The sequence below is a fragment of the Pseudomonas berkeleyensis genome (genome assembly GCF_014109765.1).
Lineage (GTDB): Bacteria > Pseudomonadota > Gammaproteobacteria > Pseudomonadales > Pseudomonadaceae > Aquipseudomonas > Aquipseudomonas berkeleyensis.
Window position 1 is genome coordinate 4,371,385 of record NZ_CP059139.1, and the last position, 21,619, is coordinate 4,393,003.

Here is a 21,619-nt window from a genome sequence, read left to right on the forward strand (position 1 = left end):
CACGAATGCTGGTCAGCCTGGCCCCATGGAAAGATTTGCCCCTGATTCTGCTTGCGACGTGCGTCGCATCCACAACGCAACGCCAGTCGCTAGGCTTGCAACAACCTTTTGCAACGAACCAACCAGGGCGATGACTGGGAGCAACCGGGCAAAGCGTCTAAATTGCCATCATCCTGCTGCCCTGCTGTCGAGGATCACCGATGCGCCATGGCTTGCCGATTCTGTTCATGAGTCTGCTCTTTAGCGCGGCATCGAGCGCCACGGAGAAGCCTTTACTGCGCATCAGCGCAGGTGAATGGCCGCCATACCTGTCCGCAAGGCTCGAGCAGCAGGGGCCGGTGGCGCATCTGATCCGCGACCTATTGGCCGAGGAAGGCTACCGCGTCGAATTCAGTTTTCTGCCCTGGCCACGTGCCTACGCCGAAGCGGCTGCAGGTCGCTATGACGCCACCGCAGTCTGGATGCACAAGAACGAACGTGAGGCGGAATTTATCTTCAGCGAACCGCTGCTCGACGAGCAGTTCGTGTTCTTTCACCTCAAGAGCCAGCCATTCGACTGGCAGCGCTTCGATGACCTCAGCGGCATGACCCTTGGCGGCGGCCTGGAATACAGCTACGGGCCGGCCTTCGATGCTTTTCTCGCCGAAGGCAAGGTGCGCATCGAACGCGTCTCCAGCGACCGACAGAACTTCGAAAAGCTGCTCAAGGAGCGCGTGGTGCTCTACCCGCAGGAGCGCAACGTCGGTTACGCAGCCCTGCGCAGCGAGTTCACCAAGGAAGATGTCGAACGCATCACTCATCACCCCAAACCGCTGCTGATCAACCTCAGCTACCTGATGCTGCCCAAGCGCCTGGAACAGAGCGAAGCGCTACGCGAACGCTTCAATACCCGCCTGCAACGGTTTCGCGAGGAGGGTCGCTACCAGCAGTACTTCGACGATCTGCAGGCCGGCCACTACCGACTCGAACCGCAGCCAGCCACCCCATAGTTTCAGCGGATGAAGTTGCGACTGACCTCGCGAAACACATCCGTGCCGGCCTGCTCCAGCCACTCGAAAGCGACCATCTCGCGCGAGACGATCACCGCCCCGGCGCGCTCCATGCGCGCCAGGCCCAGCGCCTTGTCACGCGGCCGGCGCGAGCCCACCGCCTCGTCCACCACGAACACCTCGCGCCCGGCCGCCAGCAGCCCCAGCACGGTTTGCAGTACACAGACATGGGTTTCCGTGCCGCAGACGATGAACTGCCGGCGTTCACCACCCGGCAGATCGAACAACCCGGCGCCAGCGGTCGCCGAGAAGTGAATCTTTTCGCGCAGCCCCTCGGCCGGCAGCAACTCACGCAGCTCGGCGCCGGTAACGCCCAGCCCCTTGGGGTATTGCTCGGTGGCGATCACTGGCACATCGAGCCGCTGCGCCAGGCGTACCAGCCAGGTGGCCTGTTCGACCACTGCTGCACCGCCATCGATGGCTGGCAACAGCCGCTCCTGCAGATCGATCACCAGCAGGGTGGAATCCTTCGCTCGCATCAGCATGGTCATGCTCCTTCCTTCACTGCAAAACGCGCGTCGAGCCGGCTGTAACCCAGGCCGACGCCCTTGTGCACCCGCAGTTGCACGGGAATTCGCTCCTTCATCGCTTCGACGTGACTGATCACCCCAATGGTCTTGCCGCTGGCATTGAGGTTGTCCAGCGCATCCAGCGCCACTTCCAGGGTTTCGCCGTCCAGGGTGCCGAAGCCCTCGTCAAGGAACAGCGAGTCGATGCTGGTCTTGTGGCTGACCAGGTCGGACAGCGCCAGGGCCAGGGCCAGGCTGACCAGAAAACTCTCACCGCCAGACAGCGTGCGGCAGTCGCGCGCCACATCGGCCTGCCAGGTGTCGCGCACCTCCAGTTCCAGTTCACCGCTGCTCTTGCGCGCCAGTTGATAACGCCCATGCAGACGCGTCAGTTGGCGGTTGGCCAGATGGATAAGGTGATCGAGGGTCAGGCCCTGGGCGAACTTGCGGAACTTGGCGCCGTCGGCCGAACCGATCAGGCCGTTGAGCTGCTGCCACAGGCGCTGCTCACCCTCTTGCGCGGCGATCTCGGCGAACAGCGCCTGCTGGCTGCTGCGCCGCGCCTCGTCGGCCTGCAACTGCGCACGCAGTTCACCCTGGCGCTCGCTCAAGGCGCGCAGACGCTCCTGCAGAACCTGGATCTGCTCGGCCAACTCATCCAGGCTCAAGGCAGTCTGCGGCTCGGCCAGCAAGCGCTGCACCTCGGCCTGGGCCGCGGCCAGCAAGGTCGTAGCCTGGGTGTGAGCCCGCTCGAGGTCGGCCTTGAGCTGCATCAGTCGCTGACGTTCGTCATCGGCCAGCACAGCCGCCTCGAAAGCAGCCTGATCGGTAAAAGGACTGCTCGCCAGCGCCTGCTGCCAGGCCTGGAGACATTCAGCCTGGCGCGCCTGCAGGCGTGCCTGCAACGCGACCTGGGCCTGTTCGCTGCCCGCCAGACCATCGCGTTCACGCTGCGTAGCGGCCAGCCGCTCGACCGCCTCGTGCAAGGCCTGCTGTGGGTTCACTGCGGGTGCCGGCTCGGCCAGGTTCTGCGCGCCGGTTTCCTGCCAGCGCTGCTGCCAGTGCTCGGCCTGCGCCTGCGCCTCGTCGAGTTGCCGCTGCGCCTCGCGTAGGCGTTCGTGCAGTTGCTGCTCGCGTGCTTGCGCTTCCTGCCAGCCTTGCCAAGCGGCTTTCTGCTGCGCCAGCCAACGCTCCCCATCGACAGGCAGCTCACTGGCGAATCCCTCCAGGCTGGCCAGCAGCTCCTGGGCCTGCTGCGCCTGCTCGACCTGCAGCTGGCTGCAGTGAGTCTGTTGCTCGACCAGACGCGCCTGGGTGTTTTCAAGATCACGGCTCAGCAGCGCCTGCTGCCGTTCGGCCTCGGCCTGTTCACGCTCGGCTTTTTCGCGCAGCTCGCGCAGGCGCTGCCATTCGGCTTGCTGGATTTGCAGCGCCTCCAGACGCACTTGTAGAGCTGCCAGCTCGTGCTCGTGCTGCTGTTGCAACCGCCCCAGCTCATTGGCTTCCTGCAGGCGGATGTCATGCTCGGCCAGTTGCTGCTGCCACTGCTGATCCAGCGGCTGCAATTGCGCCTGGGCCTGGTTCTGTTGCGCTTGTACCTGCTCGATCTGCGCGGCCAGGCGAGTCAGTTCATCGCGCAGGTTGACGTCCTGGCTCTCCAGTTCGCTCAACTCGCTGCGGCATTGCGCCAGCGCCTGCTCGGTCGCCGAGACATTCAACGCCTGGTATTGAGTGATCGCCGGGTGCTCGTGCGAGCCGCACAGCGGGCAAGCCTCACCAGGCTGCAAACGAGCGCGATGGGCTTCCAGATCCTGGATGCGCTTTTCCTGCTCCAGCAATTTTTCCTTGTCGCCGACCTGTTGCTTGAGCGCCTTGTAGCGTTCGCGCAGGGCGCTGATCTCTGCATTTTTGTCCACTTGTCGACGCTGCAACTCGGCCAGACGCGGCGGCAACTCGGCGAGTTGCGTACTCAGCGCTTCACGGCTTTGCATCAGTTGCTGCAAGCGGTCGAACACTCGGCTGCGTGCTTGCAGGCGTTGCCAGTCCTGGCGCAGGCCAGCTTCCCCTGCTTCGCCAAGCAGCGCTTGCACGGCTTCCTGCTGCCGAGATTCGGCGTCACGTGCCTGCTGCACCTGCTGCTGCATGGCTGCCAGGCGCACGCCTTGTTCCTCGCGCTGGCGCTGCAGCGCTGCAAGCTGCGTGCTCGACTCGCTCAAACGCGCCTGAGCGGCCTGTAGCGCCTGCTCACCCTGTGCTCGCTGCACGAACCGCGCGCCCCAGCCCCCGAGCAACTCGCCCAGGCGCGAATGCTGGCTGCGCTCAGTCAGCAGCGCCTGCACGTCTGCGTGCTGGTGCTGCAACTGCGCCAGCGCAACCTGCCGCTCATCACGCCAGTGCGACGCATGGCGGCTGGCCAGCCACAGCGCCTGCAGTTCACGCTCGGCGCACACCTGCATGTTCTGCCTCAGTGCGAGCAGCCCTTGCTCAGCCTGCCGAGACTCCTGCTGCGCCTGTTGCCAGGCCAGATGCAATGGCTGCAACCGCGCAGCAGGCTCACTGGCAGCCAGGCGCTGCAAATCATCGACCGCTGCGCCCTGACGCTGCTGTACCTGCTCCAGCCCCTGCGCCGCTGCAGCCGCCTGCTGCTCGGCACGCTGCAAGGCCTCACGCCAGCGCTGCCCGGCCAGCAACGCTTGTTGCTCGCTGTGCAGCGGTGCCTGGTCAAGGGCCAGACGCTCAGCCTCAGCCTGTAGCTCGGCGCGCTGCGTATCGTCCAGCAGCTCCATGCCCTGGGCACGGCTTTTCAGCAGGTTGAGCGACTGTTCGGCGGCCTTGGTCCGCTCATAGACCTGTTGGGAAATCTGCCCGTATACCTCGGTGCCGGTCAGCTCCTCCAACAATTCGGCACGCTGGTTGGCATTGGCCTCGAGAAACGCCGCGAAGCCGCCCTGGGCGAGCAGCATGGACTTGGTGAAACGCTCGAAATCCAGGCCGGTCAACTCGGCAGTCAGGCTTTCCTTCTCGCGGATCTTGTCGGTGAGGATTTCGCCATCCGCGATACGCGCCAGCTCCACCTTGGGCGCCTGCAACGCGCCGTCTATCTTGTCGCGCGCCCGGCGCTGGCTCCAGAAGGCGCGGTAGCCCTGCCCCTTCACCTCGAACTCGACCTCGGCCAGGCAGTCGGCGGTATGCCGGGTCATCAGCTCGTTGCCGCTGGCCGACAGCGTGCTCATGCGCGGCGTACGGTGATACAAGGCCAGACAGATGGCATCGAGCAAGGTGGTCTTGCCCGCGCCGGTCGGCCCGGTGATGGCGAACAGGCCACTACCGGCGAAAGGCTCGGCAGCGAAGTCGATCTTCCATTCGCCCTTGAGGGAGTTGAGATTCTTGAGGCGCAGGCTGAGGATTTTCATGCACAGGTCGTAAGCCGTTGAAGGCGGTCATTCTGGCATATCGACGATTCAGTCGCGGCAATAGCCCTCACCGCTGCGTACGGTCAGGCAGTTGTGCTTGTCCAGCAGCCATTTCATGCCGGTGGCCTCACCATCGGTGGCGCTGATGCTCTCCACCACGCCGTCACGCACGAAGACGATCCGTTCGCCCTGCGCGCGCCCGACGAAACGCCGCGGGCCGTCGAGGTTGGCGATGGTCAGGCGGTAATCGGCGGGCGTACCGGTGATATCCAGGTAAGTACCCTCCGGCCCATTCCAGCGGCCGAGCCATTGCTCGGTGACGGAAGCATCACCACCGGAGTTGCTGGCGCACCCGCCGAGCAGCAGTGCGCCAAGAGCCAGGGACGAGGTCAAACGGATAGTTGCCATGCAGAGGCCTCAGATATGGGTTGGGATGCGAGCTTCGACTCGTCAAATCGGGACGCAGTTCATCCATAGGCATAGGCCGTTGCCGTACCCGCAGCAATTTCAGAGGACAGCGGCCAGGTTACGCCGCGCCTGTGCCTCATAGCGCGCCCTGAAATGATCGGTGCCGTATAGACGGGGGCGCGCCAGAAATGCCTTGAGCACGCTACGCCGCTTCATACGGTAGACGAAACCAGGCACCCAGGCGTATTCGGCGCGCACCTGTGCATCGTACTCGGCGAACCGCTCAGGCGTGGCTCCGAGGATGGCCAGATCGATATCCACCAATAACTGTTCGTCCGCATCGCTTGGCGTCGCGTCATGCCGGGTGGCCATGATCAGTCGCTCGACACGATCCAGCGTCGCCTGACTGGCCTGGCAACTCGCAAGTACCCGGATAGCCCAATCCGCGCTCTGGCGCTCGTTATCCTTGCCACGCACATCGTAGATGGCGTCATGGAACCAGAGCGCGATAGCCACCTCGCCTGGCTGCTGCGCCAAATGGCGCGCCTGCTCGAAATGCGCCAGGCATTCGGATAGGTGCTGCAGTGAGTGATAGTGCCGCTGGGGTTCCTCGTAGGCACGGACGAGTTGTTCGAACAGCCCAGATGGCGGCTGTAGGCCGAGGTCTGGCCAGGCATGGGCCCAGGATGAGGGGAGAAGAGTCATTTAGGAGTCGATAGCGGCCGTTGGGTAGGGGCGGGCTTTAGCCCGCCCCAGTGAGCGTAGCGAACGATTTGAGTCACTTGTCAGGCGCGACGCAGAGCCTCAGTGAACTCATGTTCGCCTTCGGCACCCCACCAAGGAGCGAAAAGCGTACCACCTAGCGCACATAGCCCTTTCAACAGCATGAGCAGAGCGTTGATCTCGAACTCTCCCCATGCACAGCCCATTCGGTAGTCGATGGTCAAGCTAGAGGGCATAACGAGAACTCCTAAATCGGGAAGCGTGCAGTTCGCAATGGTTATGCCTGCCAGCACTACATGAAATGGTTCCGCTGACTCACAAATAACCAATGCAGCATCACAGCTACCTGTGAATAACTTCTCTTTTTGCAAAGAGTTGATCCAAAGGTAGCCTCCGCTGGCAGTTACATTTCGAGCATTATTTGCGAAGAGAAACTCGAAAGCCGTGGATACTTTATCTGGACTTGAATATCGCACCTCCAACTCCGGAAGAGAGCCATCATCGGTATCAAAGTATCGGAGTAGCTTCATAAAATTTCTTACAGTTAAGCCAAGGACAAAAAGGGGACAGATTTATTTTTCAGTTGTTGAGGGTACCAATAAATAAATCTGTCTTTCTTCTACGTCGCTGATCTATACACGTGCCTGGTCAAGGCTTTGCTGGTGTAGTCAGCCCACTGGGCTTACAGAGAGTATCTATGACAGACATTCCCGGATTGCATCCGGGCTACGGTGGCCATGCACTCGACCTACTCGAAAATCTCATAATGCCGCGTCACGTCGACGCTCACTTGTCCCCAGCGAGAAGCACGTACGCGCGCCTGATGTAGAGCGAAGGCCTGGCGATCAACAAACTCTTCAAAAACGTCGAAGCGTAGTGGGTTCTCGGCATTCTCGGTAACGATGAAGCTTATGCAACCGGGCTCGTCCAGCGTCAGGCGCCGATGGTTGATCAGTTCGCGACGAACCTCTTGCAAGTCCTTTTCCGGTACTAGGATGTACCCCTTCAGTGTCACGTTGGCCATAAGCGCTCCTATCGATGGATCGTCCGCGACGTTATTGCCCCTGCACCGCCTCCAACACCTGCCGATACAACCCCTGCAAACGCTGGGCATCCTCTTCTTCCAAGACCTCCTGTTGCAGGCGGCGGGCGAAAACGTCCTCCACGCTCAGCTCGTCCAGCGTTTCCCGTGCTTCACTGGCCAGGCTCGCCGTCGCGTTGCCGCGTTCGCGGCGGATACGCAGCACCTCCACGGGGAGCCCTTCGCACAGGCCGTTGATGCGGCTCTGCAAGTCGCTCAGGTAGTCGTCGGAACTGACTTGCACCTCCAACCACACGGGGCGCTCGGGCGTGCCTTGAGCCGCTATGTCGGCGATGGCGACTGCCAGTTCCTTGAGCGAGCCGCGCAGGCTGGCCATGGGCTGGAATACCGGCACGGGCAGTGGTGTGATCGCTTGCAGCGCGGCATCGCCGAACTCCAGCAGTAACACCTCCTTCTGCTGACGCGCCTCGTCGAAGGACAGCGCGATGGGCGAGCCGCTGTAGCGGATATGCTCCAGACCGCCGACCTTCTGCGGGCGGTGGATATGGCCCAGGGCGATGTAGTCGGCAGGCGGGAAGGCGCTGGTGGGAAAAGCCTCCAGGCTGCCGACGTAGATCTCGCGCACCGATTCGCTGGCACTGGCACCGACGGTGGTGAGGTGACCGGTGGCGATGATCGGCAGCGCCAGATCCAGCTCGGTACGCTTGCTCAACGCCAGGTCATATAGCGCTCGGTAATGCTCGGCGATGGCCTGCTGCAGGGATTGCTGCTTGTCCTGCGCGCTCTGCCCGGCATGGCTGGCCATGACGTCGCGTGGACGAATGAAGGGAATGGCACAGAGGATGGCGCCCGGCAGTCCAGCGCGATCATTCAGCACCAGCACCTGCTCGGTCAGGTCGACACCCACGCCAGGCACCACCTGAGTGCCCAGTTGCGCCAGCAGGCTGCGGCTTTCACCGAGCATCGCCGGCGAGTCGTGGTTGCCACCGAGCACGACCAGGGCGCAACCGGCGTCGCGCAGCTCCACCACCAGCCGGTAGTACTGCTCACGGGCATAACTGGGCGGCGATCCGGTATCGAAGACATCACCAGCGATCAGCAGCACATCCACCGCCTGTTCACGAACCTGCTGCAGCAGCCAGGCGCAAAAGGCCTGGTGCTCGACCTGGCGGGTTTTACCCATGAAATGCTGGCCCAGATGCCAGTCGGAGGTGTGCAGGATGCGCAGGCTCATAGCGGCCAGTCCTGCACCACGACATGCGTCTTGACCCGCTGCATCTGCGGGAAGGCTTCGATGGCCGCACGCACTTCGCTCAGGCGTGCCATGCTCGGTGCCTCGACCAGTACCAGCATGTCCGTCTCGCCGCTGATGCCGCTGCAGTGACGAATTTCCGGGTATTCGCGCATTCGCTCGACGTAATCCTGACAACGGGCGTTCTTGTAGAACAGCTCGAGGAAGGCCTTGACCCCACCGTCGCCCGGCACCGCGACCTGGGCGTGATACCCACGGATAATACCACTCGCCTCAAGATGACGAATGCGCTCGCTGACGGCCGAGCGTGACAGATTGACCTCACGGGCGATGTGGCTGACGGAGGTGCGCGCATCACTGCGCAGCAAGGCGAGGATCTGGCGATCGAACTTGTCCACGGGGCTCTCGGGATGGCAATCAAGTTGACAGAGAAACCGTCATTTCGTCGGTGAAAGCCGACGCCTTGCTCAAGGACGACGGCTTACCATGGCGGTATCTGGAAAAGTACGAGCATACCCCATGAGTCGATTGAACAAGGAGCTGGGCCTGCTGCAAGGCATCGCCCTGCTCAGCACCTCGCTGCTCGGCACCGGCATCTTCGTGGTGCCGGCCTTGGCCGCCACCGCGGCTGGCGAGGTATCGCTCTGGGCCTGGCTGATTCTGATCGCCCTGGTGCTGCCGGTGGCCTTCACCTTCGCCCAGTTGGGCAAACGTTTCCCTCATGCGGGCGGTGCACCGCACCTGATCGGCCGCGCCTTCGGCCTGCGCATGGAGGGCATCAGCGCGCTGCTGTTCCTCGCCGTGCTGCCGGTGGGCCTGCCGGCAGCGTTGCATATCGCCAGCGGCTTCTGGCTGGCACTGTTCGACCTCGATGGCAGCGAGCTGCTGGCGATCCAGCTGCTCACGCTCGTCGCCATGCTGCTGCTCGGCCAACGGCCGGCCAAGGCCTCGGGCGTGCTCCAGGGGCTGATCGCCGTGGCCATCGTCGCCAGCGTGGCGCTAATCTGGTGGATCGGCGATCTGCCCCACAGCACACAACCGCTGCTGCCACCGCTCGGCGAGCAATGGCACCTGCTGCCAGCCGCACTGGGGGTGATGTTCTGGTGCTTCGTCGGCATCGAAGCCTTCACCCACCTGGGCGAGGAATTCAAGAATCCGCAGCGCGACTTCCCGCTGGCGTTGCTGCTCGGCGTACTGCTGGCCGGCCTGGTGTACTGGGCCTGCTCGGTGGCGGTGCTGAGCTTCGCCACCTATGGCGACGTGCACAGCGATACCACCGCCCTGCCCCGTCTGTTCGAATTGCTGCTGGGCGAGAACGCACGCGTGCTGGTCGCGGTACTCGGCTACCTGGCCTGCTTCGCCTCGATGAACGTTTACGTGCAGGGTTTTGCCCGACTGATCTGGAGCCTCGCCGACGAAGGGCGCCTGCCGGCATCGCTGGCCGTGCGCAACGGCCACGGCGTACCGGGCCGCGCCCTGATACTGGTGGTCGCCATCTGCGCGCTGTGCGCCATGCTATCGGCCGCGCTGAAGCTGTCGGTGGACGATCTGATCCGCTACGCCAACGGCAACTTCGTGCTCATCTATCTGCTCAGCATGGCCGCCGGCTGGGTGCTGCTGCGCGGCATCTGGCGCCTGCTCGCTGGGCTCAGCGCGGTGCTCTGCACGCTGGTGCTGGCGATGCTCGGCAGCGACGCGCTGTATGCCGTGGCGCTGCTCGGGGCGTTGCTGTTGCTCGACCGCTTGCGCGTGATGCACAAGGCGCTGACCTAGCGAACAGCCCGTCATTGATGCCGGCTACGGGATGGTGGCGGCGTACTGCTTCGCGAGTACGCCCTACGTAGGCGATCCACTGGCAAGTCCGCAGGGCGGATCGGGACGCCGACCGCTCGTAGCGCAGCGAACAGTCCGCCATTGATGCCGGCTACGGGATAGTAGCGGCGTACTGCTTCGCGAGTACGCCCTACGTGGGTGATCCACTGGCGAGTCCGTAGGGCGGATCGGGACGCCGACCGCTCGTAGCGCCAGCGAACAGCCCGCCATTGATGCCGTCTACAGGATGGCAGTGGTGTATTGCTTCACGACGACTGCATGGATGCAGGAGGTAGAGCGACGCAGGATGCCCAAGCCGAGCTGGCCCTATGCGCGCGGTCGCCCCACTGGTGCAGTCAACAATCACCGGCATGACGCAACCTGCACCTTCTCGCCTGCGGGAAGTCGAAAACGGCGTAACCCGAGCGGCATCACAGCCAAGGCGTGACCATTGTCGCTCAGGGGTTCTATCCTTGAATCGACACCGCAGAAAGGATGCCCAATGCGCCGCGTACTGAACGACCTGAAAATCATGATCCTGGCCAACCTGTGGATCGTCCCCGTGGTGGCTGGATTGGTCTGGGCCCTGTTCCAGTTCGTCCCACCACCACCGACGATGAGCGCCAGCATGGCCACCGGCAGCCAGGGCGGCGCTTACCAGCAGTTCGCCGAGCAGCTCAAGGAAGAACTGGCCAAGGAAGGTTTCAACCTGAAGCTGGTGCCCACCTCCGGCTCGCGTGACAACCTGCAGCAACTATTGGCCGATGATCCCGACGTGCAAATCGCCCTGGTGCAGAGCGGCCTCGAACGCCAGCTGAGCGAAGCCGAACGCGACCGTCTGCACAGCCTCGGCGCGATCTATCAGGAGCCTCTGTGGCTGTTCTACCGGCGTGACATCAGCCTCGACCGCATCGCCGATCTACAGCCATTGCGCGTAGCCCTGGGCGGCGAAGGCAGCGGCACCCGTGCTGCCAGCGATGCCGTACTCGGTGCCAATGGCATCACCCCCGAACAGTATCCCGAGACCTGGCAGAGCATCGGCGGCGGCAAAGCCGCACGTGCCCTGATGGCTGGCGAGCTGGACGCCGGCTTCTTCGTCGGCCCGGCTGAAAACAGCCTGGTGCAGCAACTGGCGACCGACCCGCAAATCGCCCTGGCGCATTTTCGCCGTGCAGCCGCCTACGAGGCACGCCTGCCCTTCTTCACCCAGGTAAGGGTTGGCGAAGGCCTGCTCGACCTGGCCTGCAATGCGCCAGATCGCGATATCGTCACCCTCTCGCCAGTGGCCACGCTGGTGGTCAACGAAGACTTCAACCCTGGTCTGGTGCCGCTGTTTCTCGCCGCCACCCGCGAAGTGATGAAGAACGGCAACCTGCTCGATGCCGCCGGCGCCTACCCCAGCGCCGAGCCGCGCACCTTCGAGTTACACAAGGACGCCGAGCATTACTACAGCAACGGCCTGCCGATCCTGCAGCGCTACCTGCCGTTTCGCATCGCCTCGCTGGCCGACCGCTACATCATCCTGCTGATCCCACTGATCGTGGTGATGATCCCGCTGTTCAAGGCGGTCGGTCCGATCTACCAGTGGCGCATTCGTGCGCGCATCTACCGCTGGTACAAATACCTGCGCGAGATCGACCGCAAGCTGCATGCCGGCTCCTTGCCTGACGAGCTGGACAGCGAGATCCAGCGCCTGGAGAAACTGGAAGATGAACTGGCCTCGGTCGAGGTGCCGCTGTCCTACTCCCACGAGCTGTACGAGTTGCACATGCACCTGCGCTACGTGATCAACCGCCTGCGCATGCTGCAGCAACGGCGCGCGCCGGAGCCGGAACAACGCTAGAGCAGAACCTGTGGGAGAGGCTGCAGCCGCGATCGTCGCCGCTGAAGCCTCTCCCACGCAGTGATGGCAGCCGGACACTCGCCCACCATCGGCTTCGGGTAAACTGCGCGTCTGTTTCAATTTGCCCACGAGAACGCCATGCCGATCCGCCACTGCATCGTCCACCTGATCGACAAGAAGCCCGATGGCAGCCCTGCCGTGCTGCACGCCCGCGACAGCGAGCTGGCCAGCTCGCAGGCCATGGAGAACCTGCTGGCCGATCTCAACGAGAGCTACAACGCCAAGCAGGGCAAGGCCTGGGGCCTGTTCCACGAGGAGTCCGGCGCCTACCCGTTCAGTGGCTGGCTGAAGACCTACCTCGATGGCGAGCAGGATTTCACCGCCTTCAGCCGCCAGGCCGTCGAGCACCTGCAGAAGCTGATGGAAGAGTCCAACCTGTCCACCGGCGGCCACGTGCTGCTGGCGCACTACCAGCAGGGTATGACCGACTACCTGTCCATCACCCTGCTGCACCACAGCGAAGGCGTGGCGGTGACCGATGCGCTTGACGTGGCTCCGGCCAAACACCTGGATCTCGGCCAACTGCACCTGGCAGCACGCATCAACATCAGCGAGTGGCAGAACAACAAGCAGTCCAAGCAGTACATCTCGTTCATCAAGGGCAAGAACGGCAAGAAGGTCTCCGACTACTTCCGCGACTTCATCGGCTGCCAGGAAGGTGTCGACGGCCCCGGCGAAACCCGCACCCTGCTCAAGGCCTTCAGCGATTTCGTGGAAAGTGAGGATCTGCCGGAAGACTCCGCCCGCGAGAAGACCAAGACCCTGGTCGGCTACGCCACCAGCCAGGCCAAGCTGGGCGAGCCGATCACCCTGGAAGAGCTTTCCGGGCTGATCGACGAAGAGCGCCCCAAGGCCTTCTACGAGCACATCCGCAACAAGGACTACGGCATGGCCCCGGAATTTCCGGCGGACAAACGCACCCTCACCCAGTTCCAGCGCTTCACCGGCCGCGCCGAAGGCCTGTCGATCAGCTTCGAGGCGCACCTGCTGGGCTCGAAGATCGAATACGACGAGGGCCGCGACATGCTGATCATTCGTCAGTTGCCGACCCAGTTGAAGGATCAGCTCAAACGCCGTCAGGATTGATGCCTGCTCTTGTGGCCAGGCGATCCGCTTGTTTTTTGTAGGGTGGGCCGGGCGGCGATCCGCTTTAGTTTCTGTAGAGTGGGCTTTAGCCCACCGAAGAAGGTGCCCGGCTTTCCTCACGAGGCAGAGAGCGTTTTTGGTGGGCTGAAGCCCACCCTACAGGCCGATATGGCGGATCGTCCCGGCGCGGTTTAGGCTGAGATGACCGCGCACTGCACAAGGACGTGAAACGATGAAGACAATTCTGCTGCTACTCGCAGCCCTGGCCCTGTTCCAGCACTGGGACAAGATCGAGCGCTGGATCGACCCGCCGCAGGCCGGTAATGCCAGCGGTGAGGTGGTGCTCTACGCCACGCAATGGTGCGGCTATTGCGCCAAGACGCGCGAGTTGTTCGCCGAGGACGACATCACCTATCGCGAAGTGAATATCGAGACCGATGCAACCGGCCGCAGCCAGTATCAGGCCTTGGGCGGGCGCGGCGTACCGGTGATAGATATGCGCGGCCAGGTCATCCACGGCTACGACGTGCGTGCCATTCGCGCCGCTTACTAGGCTCTATACAAAAAGTGCCTGCGCTCGGTGATGCTTCGTTAAAAACGGGCTGGAGCGCCAGCCCGGTCGAATGCTCATTTACAGCTCGTAAAGTCGGACGCGACCCCGGTCGTTCCTCACCCGTTTTTGTTGGGCCGCCATCGATATCGCCTGACCTTCGCTCGACGACTTTTCGTACAGAACCTAGGCAATCCGCAACGAGGCATCGCCTGCCGCTCAATTCAGCGAACCACCCTCACGTCGCCACTGCCGCGGACTGACACCGAACCAGCGGCGGAAGGCCCGCGAAAAGGCACTGGTTTCCGAATAGCCGAGCAGCGGCGCCAAGTGCGAGATCGGCAACTGCGGCTGGCGCAGGTAGCGGTTGGCCAACTCACGGCGCACGTTGTCCACCAGTTGCGAGAAACTCAGGCCCTGCTCGCGCAGGCGCCGCTGCAGCGACCAACTGGCCATCCCCAGCATTTCCGCGACATCGTCCAGCGCGGGCTCGCCGTACAGCAAGCGCTGGCGAATCTGCTCGCGCACGTCATTGACCATGTCGCGTTCGCCACGACCGCACAGTGCGCTGATCTGGTTCAGCGAGTCCTGCATCACCATCAGCAAGACCGGGTCGCTGTCCGGCATGGCACGCTCGAGGCCGCGTTTGGGAATCAGCAGGGAGTTGCACGGCTGCTCGAAGTACACCGGCGCATCGAACACCTTACAGTGCTCGTGCCAGTGCTCCGGGCGCGGGTGCTCGAAGTGCACCGCACGTGGTGCCCACTGCGGGCCGAGCACATGACGCACCAGGTTGAGGGCCATGCCCAGGGTCAACTCGGCGTCCTGACGGCGGCTGAGGATGGCGCCATGACGCACCTGGTAGTCGAAACGGTAGCACTCGCCCTCGTCGACCAGGCGGATCAGGCTGTTGCGCTGGTGCAGCGGGAAGGCGCGGGAGAAGTTGATCAGCGCCTGCTCCAAGGTCGCCGAGCACAAGCCGATATAGCCCAGCAGGCCGAGCGCCTGGGGTTTGAACTGCTGACCGTAGTACAGGCCGAAATTGTCGCAGCCGGACTGGTGCGCGGCCTCTTCGAGCACTTGGCAGTAATTGGGCAGCGCCAGGCTCAAGGTCGGATGACGCAGGCACTCAGGGTCGATACCGGACACCCCAAGGATGCGGTCGGCATCGCCACCGTGCTTTTCGATGAAACCGCACAGGCCGCTCGCCGCCGCCGCCAGCACACCCGCATTGGCCGGTGCACCGGACAAGAGCGAGGCGCCGAGCGCACCGCTGGCCTGAGAGAGAAAGGCACTCATCAGGTTCTCCTTCGTGACAGTCAGTTTCAGAAAGCAAGAACCACGCCCGCACCGTCCTGAAGCAGAAAGCCCTTCGCAGCAGGCCTGGGCGCTGCATCAGCGCACACACGCACCTGGCAAGTGAGTCATTTTGAAACACGCGCACCACAACGATGCGAGCGACTTGACCCATTACGACACAGCCGACGCACGGCCCCCTCAAGTTGACTTTGCACGACAGCGCGGCGCCTCCGCAGTCAAGTTGCGCTCATGAAATCGGCTCATGATCGCCCTGAGCCTCAGCTGAAATTCCAGCTCACCTGCTACGCACAAGTACAACAACATTGTTTCGGAGAACGCTCATGCTTTATGCCAAACCCGGTACCCCAGGCGCCGTCATTACCCTCAAGCCGCGCTACGGCAACTACATCGGTGGCGAGTTCGTCGCCCCGCTCAGTGGCCAGTACTTCACCAACACCAGCCCGGTCGACGGCTCGGTGATCGCCGAATTCCCTCGCTCCAACGCCGCCGACATCGACAAGGCGCTGGACGCCGCCCACGCCGCCGCCGATGCCTGGGGCAAGACCTCGGTGCAGGAGCGCTCGCACATCCTGCTGAAGATCGCTGACCGCATCGAAGCCAACCTCGAACTGCTGGCCGTGGCCGAAACCTGGGACAACGGCAAGGCCGTGCGTGAGACGCTGAACGCCGACGTACCGCTGGCCGCTGACCATTTCCGCTACTTCGCTGGCTGCATCCGTGCCCAGGAAGGCAGTACCGCCGAGATCAACGAAGGCACCGTGGCCTATCACTTCCACGAGCCACTGGGCGTGGTCGGGCAGATCATCCCGTGGAACTTCCCGCTGCTGATGGCCGCCTGGAAACTGGCTCCGGCTCTGGCTGCCGGCAACGCCATCGTGCTCAAGCCGGCCGAGCAGACGCCGCTGTCGATCACGCTCTTCGTCGAGTTGATCGGCGACCTGCTGCCGCCGGGCGTGCTCAACATCGTTCAGGGCTTCGGCCGCGAAGCCGGCGAGTCGCTGGCCACCAGCAAGCGCATCGCCAAGATCGCCTTCACCGGTTCGACTCCGGTGGGCTCGCACATCATGAAGTGCGCCGCCGAGAACATCATCCCGAGCACCGTCGAGCTGGGTGGCAAATCGCCGAACATCTTCTTCGCCGACATCATGAACGCCGAGCCGGCCTTCATCGAGAAAGCCGCCGAAGGTCTGGTGCTGGGCTTCTTCAACCAGGGCGAGGTGTGCACCTGCCCGTCGCGCGCCCTGGTGCAGGAGTCGATCTACGACGCCTTCATGGTCGAAGTGCTGAAGAAGGTCAAACAGATCAAGCGTGGCAACCCGCTGGACACCGAGACCATGGTCGGCGCCCAGGCTTCACAGCAGCAGTACGACAAGATCCTCAGCTACCTCGAAATCGCTCAGCAGGAAGGCGCCCAGGTGCTCACCGGCGGTGCCGCCGAGCAGCTGCAAGGTGACCTGGCCAGCGGCTATTACATCCAGCCAACCCTGCTCAAAGGCACCAACAAGATGCGCGTGTTCCAGGAAGAAATCTTCGGCCCGGTGATCGGTGTGACCACCTTCAAGGACGAAGCCGAAGCCCTGGCGATTGCCAACGACACCGAGTTCGGCCTGGGCGCCGGTGTGTGGAGCCGCGACATGAACGTCGCCTACCGCATGGGCCGTGCGATCAAGGCTGGCCGCGTATGGACCAACTGCTACCACCTGTACCCGGCGCACGCCGCGTTCGGTGGCTACAAGAAATCAGGCGTTGGCCGCGAAACCCACAAGATGATGCTCGACCACTACCAGCAGACCAAGAACCTGCTGGTGAGCTACGACATCAATCCGCTGGGCTTCTTTTAACCCACCGTTTTCAACGGTCTGCCATGCATAAGGAGCGACCCTCGCACCATCGAACAGCCTGCATGCCCGCCCTTTCCCTTCTTGGGAAAAGTGGCCGGGCAGCGCTGCGTTCGAGCGAGCCCCAGCCGCCCCGCCATCCAATAAAACAGTCAGGGCACAGCAATGGATCAGATAGGTAATTACGTTCTCTACATCATCATGGCCTGCGCCGTGGTGGGGGCTTTCGCAGCCATCTATGACAGCGAAAAAGGCCTGGGCAAGGAGTTCATGGAAGGCATCCACGCCACCGGTTACATCTTCGTACCGGCGGCCGGCATCATGGCCTCCATCCCCTATCTCACGGTACTCATCGAGAAAGCCTGCGGGCCGTTCTTCGATGCCCTGGGCGCCGACCCGGCACTGGCCGCGACGATGATCATCGCTTCGGACATGGGCGGCTATCACCTGGCCTCGGCTCTGGCCTCGAGCAAGGAAGCGCTGATCATGGCGCTGATCACCGGCTTCATGGGCGGCGCCACCATCGTCTTCTCCATTCCGATGGGCCTGGCGATGCTCGACAAGCGCGACCACAAGTACATGGCGCTGGGCATCATGTCCGGCATCCTGACCATTCCGGTCGGCGTGCTGATCGCCAGCGTGCTGCTGGTGGTCAGTGATCCGATGGTACGTGAAGTGGTCGCCACTAACGGCGAGGCCACCTACCAGTTGGCACTGGGTCTGGGCAGCATCTTCACCAATCTGCTGCCGATCTTCGTCTTCGTCGTGGCGCTGGCCGCCGGCCTGCGCTTCCTGCCGGATATGATGATCAAGGGTTTCATCGGTTTCGGTCGCGGTCTGGATGCGATGATCAAGCTGGTGCTGGTGTTCTCCATCGTCGAATACTTCACCGGCGTGTTCACCATCGTCTTCGGCGGCTGGGGCTTTCACCCGATCATCGCCGACGCCGAGGATCAGACCCGCGCCCTGGAGACCGCTGGCTACATCGGCATCATGCTGGCTGGCGCCTTCCCGATGGTCTACCTGCTGCGCAAATACTTCGGCGGCCCGCTGGAAAGCCTGGGCAGAAAGGTCGGCCTGAGCGCCGTCGGCAGTGCCGGCATGCTCGCCACCATCGCCAACATCCTGGCCATGTTCCGCCTGGTGCGCTTCATGCCGCCGAAAGACAAGGTGATCAACATTGCCTTCGCCGTCTGCGCGGCCTTCCTGCTCGGGGATCACCTGTCCTTCACCGCCAACTTCCAGCCGACCATTATCCTGCCGGTACTGGTCGGCAAGCTGATCGCCGGCTTCGTCGCCATCGGCCTGGCCTACTGGCTGTCGGTGCCCAAGGCACTGGAGTTGGAGAAACAGGATCGCGCCGTCGGCATCATCGACCAGGACGAGTACCCGGTCGCAGGCAAACCGCAGGTCAGCCCGGCCTGACACTTGCCGTAACACCCGGCGCCTGCCCTGGCAGGCGCCGTGGGCGAACATGAAAGACTGGTTCAGGAGAAACACATGGCAAGCTACTCCCACAGCATCGGTGGCCAGACCTGGCGCTTCGACGACTTGCGCGAGCTGATGGCCAAGGCCACGCCGGCACGCTCCGGCGACTACCTCGCCGGCGTCGCGGCCAGCAGCGATGCCGAACGGGCAGCCGCACAGATGACCCTGGCCGACGTGCCGCTGAAGAACTTCCTGCATGAAGCGCTGATTCCGTACGAAAGCGACGAAGTCACCCGCCTGATCATCGATACCCACGACGCCCAGGCCTTCGCACCGGTCAGCCACCTGACCGTGGGCGGACTACGCGACTGGCTGCTCAGCGACGCCGCCGACGAAACCAGCCTGCGCGCCCTGGCGCCGGGCATGACGCCGGAAATGGCGGCAGCGGTATCGAAGATCATGCGCGTGCAGGATCTGGTGCTGGTGGCGCAGAAGATTCGCGTGGTCACCCGTTTTCGCAACACCATGGGCCTGCGCGGTCGCATGTCCACGCGCCTGCAACCCAATCACCCCACCGACGACCCGGCCGGCATCGCTGCCAGCGTGGTCGACGGTCTGCTCTACGGCAACGGCGATGCCATGATCGGCATCAACCCGGCCACCGACAGCATGAGTGCTATCTGCACCCTGCTGGAAATGCTCGACGCCGTGATCCAGCGCTACGAGATTCCCACGCAATCCTGCGTGCTGACCCACGTCACCAACTCCATCGCCGCCATCGAGCGCGGCGCACCGCTGGATCTGGTGTTCCAGTCCATCGCCGGCACCGAGGCGGCCAACGCCAGCTTCGGCGTCAGCCTCAAGATCCTGCAGGAGGGCTACGAAGCCGGGCTGAGCCTGGGGCGCGGCACCCTCGGCAACAACCTGATGTACTTCGAAACCGGCCAGGGCAGCGCGCTGTCGGCCAACGCCCACCATGGCGTCGACCAGCAGACCTGCGAGGCCCGTGCCTACGCCGTGGCGCGCCACTACAACCCGTTCCTGGTCAACACCGTGGTCGGCTTCATCGGCCCCGAATACCTGTACAACGGCAAGCAGATCATCCGCGCCGGCCTGGAGGATCACTTCTGCGGCAAGCTGCTCGGCGTACCCATGGGCTGCGACATCTGCTACACCAACCATGCCGAAGCCGACCAAGACGACATGGACATGTTGCTGACCCTGCTCGGCGCCGCCGGCATCAACTTCATCATGGGCATCCCCGGTTCCGACGACGTGATGCTCAACTACCAGACCACCTCATTCCACGATGCGCTCTATGCGCGCAAGGTGCTCGGCCTGCACGCCGCACCAGAGTTCGAGGCCTGGTTGGCACGTATGGGCATCTTCCAGCAACAGGGTGGTCGCCTGCACATGGGCGAGGAACTGCCCCCCGCCTTTCGCCAGGCCCTGGCTCAGCTCGCCTGAGTATTCGAGATAGCCATGACAGACAAATCCCCCGCTACCGAAAACCCTTGGCAACAACTGCGCCAGCTGACCCCCGCACGCATAGCCCTGGGCCGCGCCGGCACCAGCCTGCCGACCGCCGCGCAGCTGGATTTCCAGTTCGCCCACGCTCAGGCCCGTGACGCCGTGCACCTGCCCTTCGAACACACGCCCCTGCGTGAGGCGCTGCACGACCGCCAACTCCCGACACTGGTGCTGCGTAGCGCCGCGGCGGATCGCCATACCTACCTGCAACGCCCGGATCTGGGCCGGCGCCTGCACGAAGACGCGGCGCGCCAGCTCGATGACTACACCGAGAAACACGGGCGGGGCTACGACCTGGCCATCGTCATCGCCGACGGTCTGTCGTCACTGGCGGTGCAACGGCACAGCCTGCCGTTTCTCGATCGTTTGCTGGAGCAGGTGCTGGAGGAAGGTTGGTCACTGGCGCCCATCGGCATCGTCGAGCAGGGCCGGGTCGCCGTGGCTGACGAAGTGGGCGAACGCCTGGGGGCGAAGATGACGGTGATCCTGATCGGCGAACGCCCCGGCCTCAGCTCACCAGACAGCCTAGGCCTGTACTTCACCTACGCGCCGCGTGTCGGCCTCAATGACGCCTACCGCAACTGCATCTCCAACGTGCGCCTGGAGGGGCTCAGCTACGGCATGGCCACCTTCCGCCTGATGTACCTGATGCGGGAGGCCTGTCGCCGGCAACTGTCCGGAGTGGATCTCAAGGATGAGGCGCAAGTCCCCACCCTCGAAGGCGGCGGCCCAGGAAACTTCCTGCTGCCACCGCTGCATGACTGAGGCGCTTCAGCGCGCCTCGATGCGAAAGCCCAGGCGTGGGAAATGCACGTGCACCACGCCGGCACGCTCGTCCTCACGCCGCAGGATCAACTCTTCACGCCCGGCGAATACCAATTCGCCCTCGACCGGATCGACGCCATAGTCGATGGCTGCAATGGCCACGCGCTGCCCAGCGCTGAAACCGTTGGGCTCGCTGAACGCCTCGTCCGGCAAGGGTGCCGGCTGAGCGTCGCGGGCAGTAGCGATGGCCTCCTCACTGCTCATCTCGCTGAGCGCACCATGGCCGAAGCCCAGTACCCGCGCCAACCAGGCCGCCACGTCCGGATAATCGTCAACCAGCGGCGCAGTGACTGGCGTAGCGCGCAGGAACCACAACGGATGGGCAACGGCGAAATCGGCAATCGAGGGCTCGCCAAACAGAAAATCTCCCCCGCCCTGCTGCAGTTGCTGCTGCAAACGCCCCATCAGCGCCGGCCATTGGTGGCGCGCCTGCTCCAGCGGCAAACGGCTGGCCGTGCCACCCGAGAACAGCGCCGCGCGATCGGCGGCGAAAGCCTTGGCGAATTCCGGCGGCACCTTGGCGAAGCGCACAGCCATGGACTCGGGGGCGAACACCAGCGATACCGCATGCTGGAACAGCACCGAATCAGCCCACTGCGCGAGTGTGGCGGCATTGAAACCCTGCCCTTCCGGGAACAGTGACGGCGTGCTCTTTTCCGCTTCCAGACGACGGGCGATCAGCGCCGTATCGCAGTAGATGTCAGCACCGATCTGCAGTACCGGAGTCTTGCGGTAGCCACCCGTCAACGCGGTCAGGTCGGGTTTGGGCATCACCGGCGGAATCATCACCGAACGCCAGGACAGTTGCTTGAAGCCCAGCAGCAGGCGAGCCTTCTCGGCAAACGGCGAGGTCGGATAGTGATGAAGGATCAGCTCGTGCATGGCGCGCTCCGCGTCGATTCGAAAGCGCCCAGCTTACCCGCGCGGCCGA

Annotated in this window: 19 protein-coding genes; 9 read left to right on the forward strand and 10 right to left on the reverse strand. The window is 63.4% G+C overall.

Annotation, left to right across the window (positions count from 1 at the left end):
* The first annotated feature begins 227 nt into the window (after window positions 1–227).
* On the forward strand, window positions 228–989 hold the full coding sequence (locus HS968_RS20265) for a substrate-binding periplasmic protein (protein ID WP_238338865.1): 762 nt from the start codon (window positions 228–230) through the stop codon (window positions 987–989).
* A 2-nt stretch (window positions 990–991) separates the two neighbouring features.
* Here the strand turns inward: HS968_RS20265 and HS968_RS20270 are convergent, their stop codons facing one another.
* From HS968_RS20270 to HS968_RS20305, 8 genes are all read right to left on the reverse strand, one after another.
* Window positions 992–1,534: a hydrolase gene (locus HS968_RS20270; protein ID WP_182368428.1), complete on the reverse strand. Its 543-nt coding sequence runs from the start codon at window positions 1,532–1,534 to the stop codon at window positions 992–994.
* 2 nt (window positions 1,535–1,536) lie between these two features.
* Window positions 1,537–4,971, reverse strand: a complete 3,435-nt coding sequence (locus HS968_RS20275; RefSeq protein ID WP_182368429.1) for an AAA family ATPase — start codon at window positions 4,969–4,971, stop codon at window positions 1,537–1,539.
* A 48-nt stretch (window positions 4,972–5,019) separates the two neighbouring features.
* Window positions 5,020–5,379 (reverse strand): hypothetical protein, encoded by a 360-nt coding sequence (locus tag HS968_RS20280; RefSeq protein WP_182368430.1) that lies wholly within the window; start codon window positions 5,377–5,379, stop codon window positions 5,020–5,022.
* Between the two features lie 99 nt (window positions 5,380–5,478).
* Window positions 5,479–6,084 carry an HD domain-containing protein gene (locus tag HS968_RS20285; protein WP_182368431.1) on the reverse strand — a complete coding sequence of 202 codons (606 nt, stop codon included), beginning with the start codon at window positions 6,082–6,084 and terminating at the stop codon, window positions 5,479–5,481.
* A gap of 80 nt (window positions 6,085–6,164) precedes the next feature.
* On the reverse strand, window positions 6,165–6,632 hold the full coding sequence (locus HS968_RS20290) for a hypothetical protein (protein ID WP_182368433.1): 468 nt from the start codon (window positions 6,630–6,632) through the stop codon (window positions 6,165–6,167).
* 218 nt (window positions 6,633–6,850) lie between these two features.
* Complete coding sequence (locus HS968_RS20295) at window positions 6,851–7,126, reverse strand: putative quinol monooxygenase (RefSeq protein WP_182368434.1); 276 nt, start codon at window positions 7,124–7,126, stop codon at window positions 6,851–6,853.
* Window positions 7,127–7,157: 31 nt separating this feature from the next.
* Window positions 7,158–8,378 (reverse strand): exonuclease subunit SbcD, encoded by a 1,221-nt coding sequence (gene sbcD / locus HS968_RS20300; protein ID WP_182368435.1) that lies wholly within the window; start codon window positions 8,376–8,378, stop codon window positions 7,158–7,160.
* On the reverse strand, window positions 8,375–8,794 hold the full coding sequence (locus tag HS968_RS20305; protein WP_119693371.1) for an Lrp/AsnC family transcriptional regulator: 420 nt from the start codon (window positions 8,792–8,794) through the stop codon (window positions 8,375–8,377). Before HS968_RS20305 ends, sbcD begins: the two co-directional genes overlap by 4 nt.
* Before the next feature lie 121 nt (window positions 8,795–8,915).
* Between HS968_RS20305 and yjeH the strand changes: the two genes are divergently transcribed.
* From yjeH to HS968_RS20325, 4 genes are all read left to right on the forward strand, one after another.
* The gene (gene yjeH / locus HS968_RS20310; protein WP_182368436.1) at window positions 8,916–10,169 is read left to right on the forward strand and encodes an L-methionine/branched-chain amino acid transporter; all 1,254 of its coding nucleotides are present in this window, start codon (window positions 8,916–8,918) and stop codon (window positions 10,167–10,169) included.
* A 541-nt stretch (window positions 10,170–10,710) separates the two neighbouring features.
* Window positions 10,711–12,051 (forward strand): TAXI family TRAP transporter solute-binding subunit, encoded by a 1,341-nt coding sequence (locus tag HS968_RS20315; protein WP_182368438.1) that lies wholly within the window; start codon window positions 10,711–10,713, stop codon window positions 12,049–12,051.
* Window positions 12,052–12,189: 138 nt separating this feature from the next.
* Window positions 12,190–13,197: a nucleoid-associated protein YejK gene (yejK, locus tag HS968_RS20320; protein ID WP_182368439.1), complete on the forward strand. Its 1,008-nt coding sequence runs from the start codon at window positions 12,190–12,192 to the stop codon at window positions 13,195–13,197.
* 232 nt (window positions 13,198–13,429) lie between these two features.
* Window positions 13,430–13,750: a glutaredoxin family protein gene (locus HS968_RS20325; RefSeq protein ID WP_182368440.1), complete on the forward strand. Its 321-nt coding sequence runs from the start codon at window positions 13,430–13,432 to the stop codon at window positions 13,748–13,750.
* 216 nt (window positions 13,751–13,966) lie between these two features.
* Here the strand turns inward: HS968_RS20325 and qhpR are convergent, their stop codons facing one another.
* Window positions 13,967–15,046, reverse strand: a complete 1,080-nt coding sequence (gene qhpR, locus HS968_RS20330) for an AraC-like transcriptional regulator QhpR (protein ID WP_182368441.1) — start codon at window positions 15,044–15,046, stop codon at window positions 13,967–13,969.
* Between the two features lie 341 nt (window positions 15,047–15,387).
* Here qhpR and exaC point away from each other — a divergent pair, with 341 nt between their 5' ends.
* The 4 genes from exaC (at window position 15,388) to eutC (ending at window position 20,628) form a co-directional block, all read left to right on the forward strand.
* Complete coding sequence (gene exaC / locus HS968_RS20335) at window positions 15,388–16,908, forward strand: acetaldehyde dehydrogenase ExaC (protein WP_179622424.1); 1,521 nt, start codon at window positions 15,388–15,390, stop codon at window positions 16,906–16,908.
* 162 nt (window positions 16,909–17,070) lie between these two features.
* Window positions 17,071–18,330, forward strand: coding sequence for an ethanolamine utilization protein EutH (eutH, locus tag HS968_RS20340; protein ID WP_179622425.1), 1,260 nt, complete (start codon window positions 17,071–17,073; stop codon window positions 18,328–18,330).
* Between the two features lie 75 nt (window positions 18,331–18,405).
* A complete protein-coding gene (locus HS968_RS20345; RefSeq protein ID WP_182368443.1) occupies window positions 18,406–19,800 on the forward strand; it encodes an ethanolamine ammonia-lyase subunit EutB in 1,395 nt (464 codons plus the stop codon).
* A gap of 15 nt (window positions 19,801–19,815) precedes the next feature.
* Entirely contained in the window at window positions 19,816–20,628 is an 813-nt protein-coding gene (gene eutC / locus HS968_RS20350; protein WP_182368444.1) for an ethanolamine ammonia-lyase subunit EutC, read from the forward strand.
* A gap of 6 nt (window positions 20,629–20,634) precedes the next feature.
* Here the strand turns inward: eutC and HS968_RS20355 are convergent, their stop codons facing one another.
* Complete coding sequence (locus tag HS968_RS20355; RefSeq protein WP_182368445.1) at window positions 20,635–21,570, reverse strand: glutathione S-transferase family protein; 936 nt, start codon at window positions 21,568–21,570, stop codon at window positions 20,635–20,637.
* Window positions 21,571–21,619 lie beyond the last annotated feature (49 nt).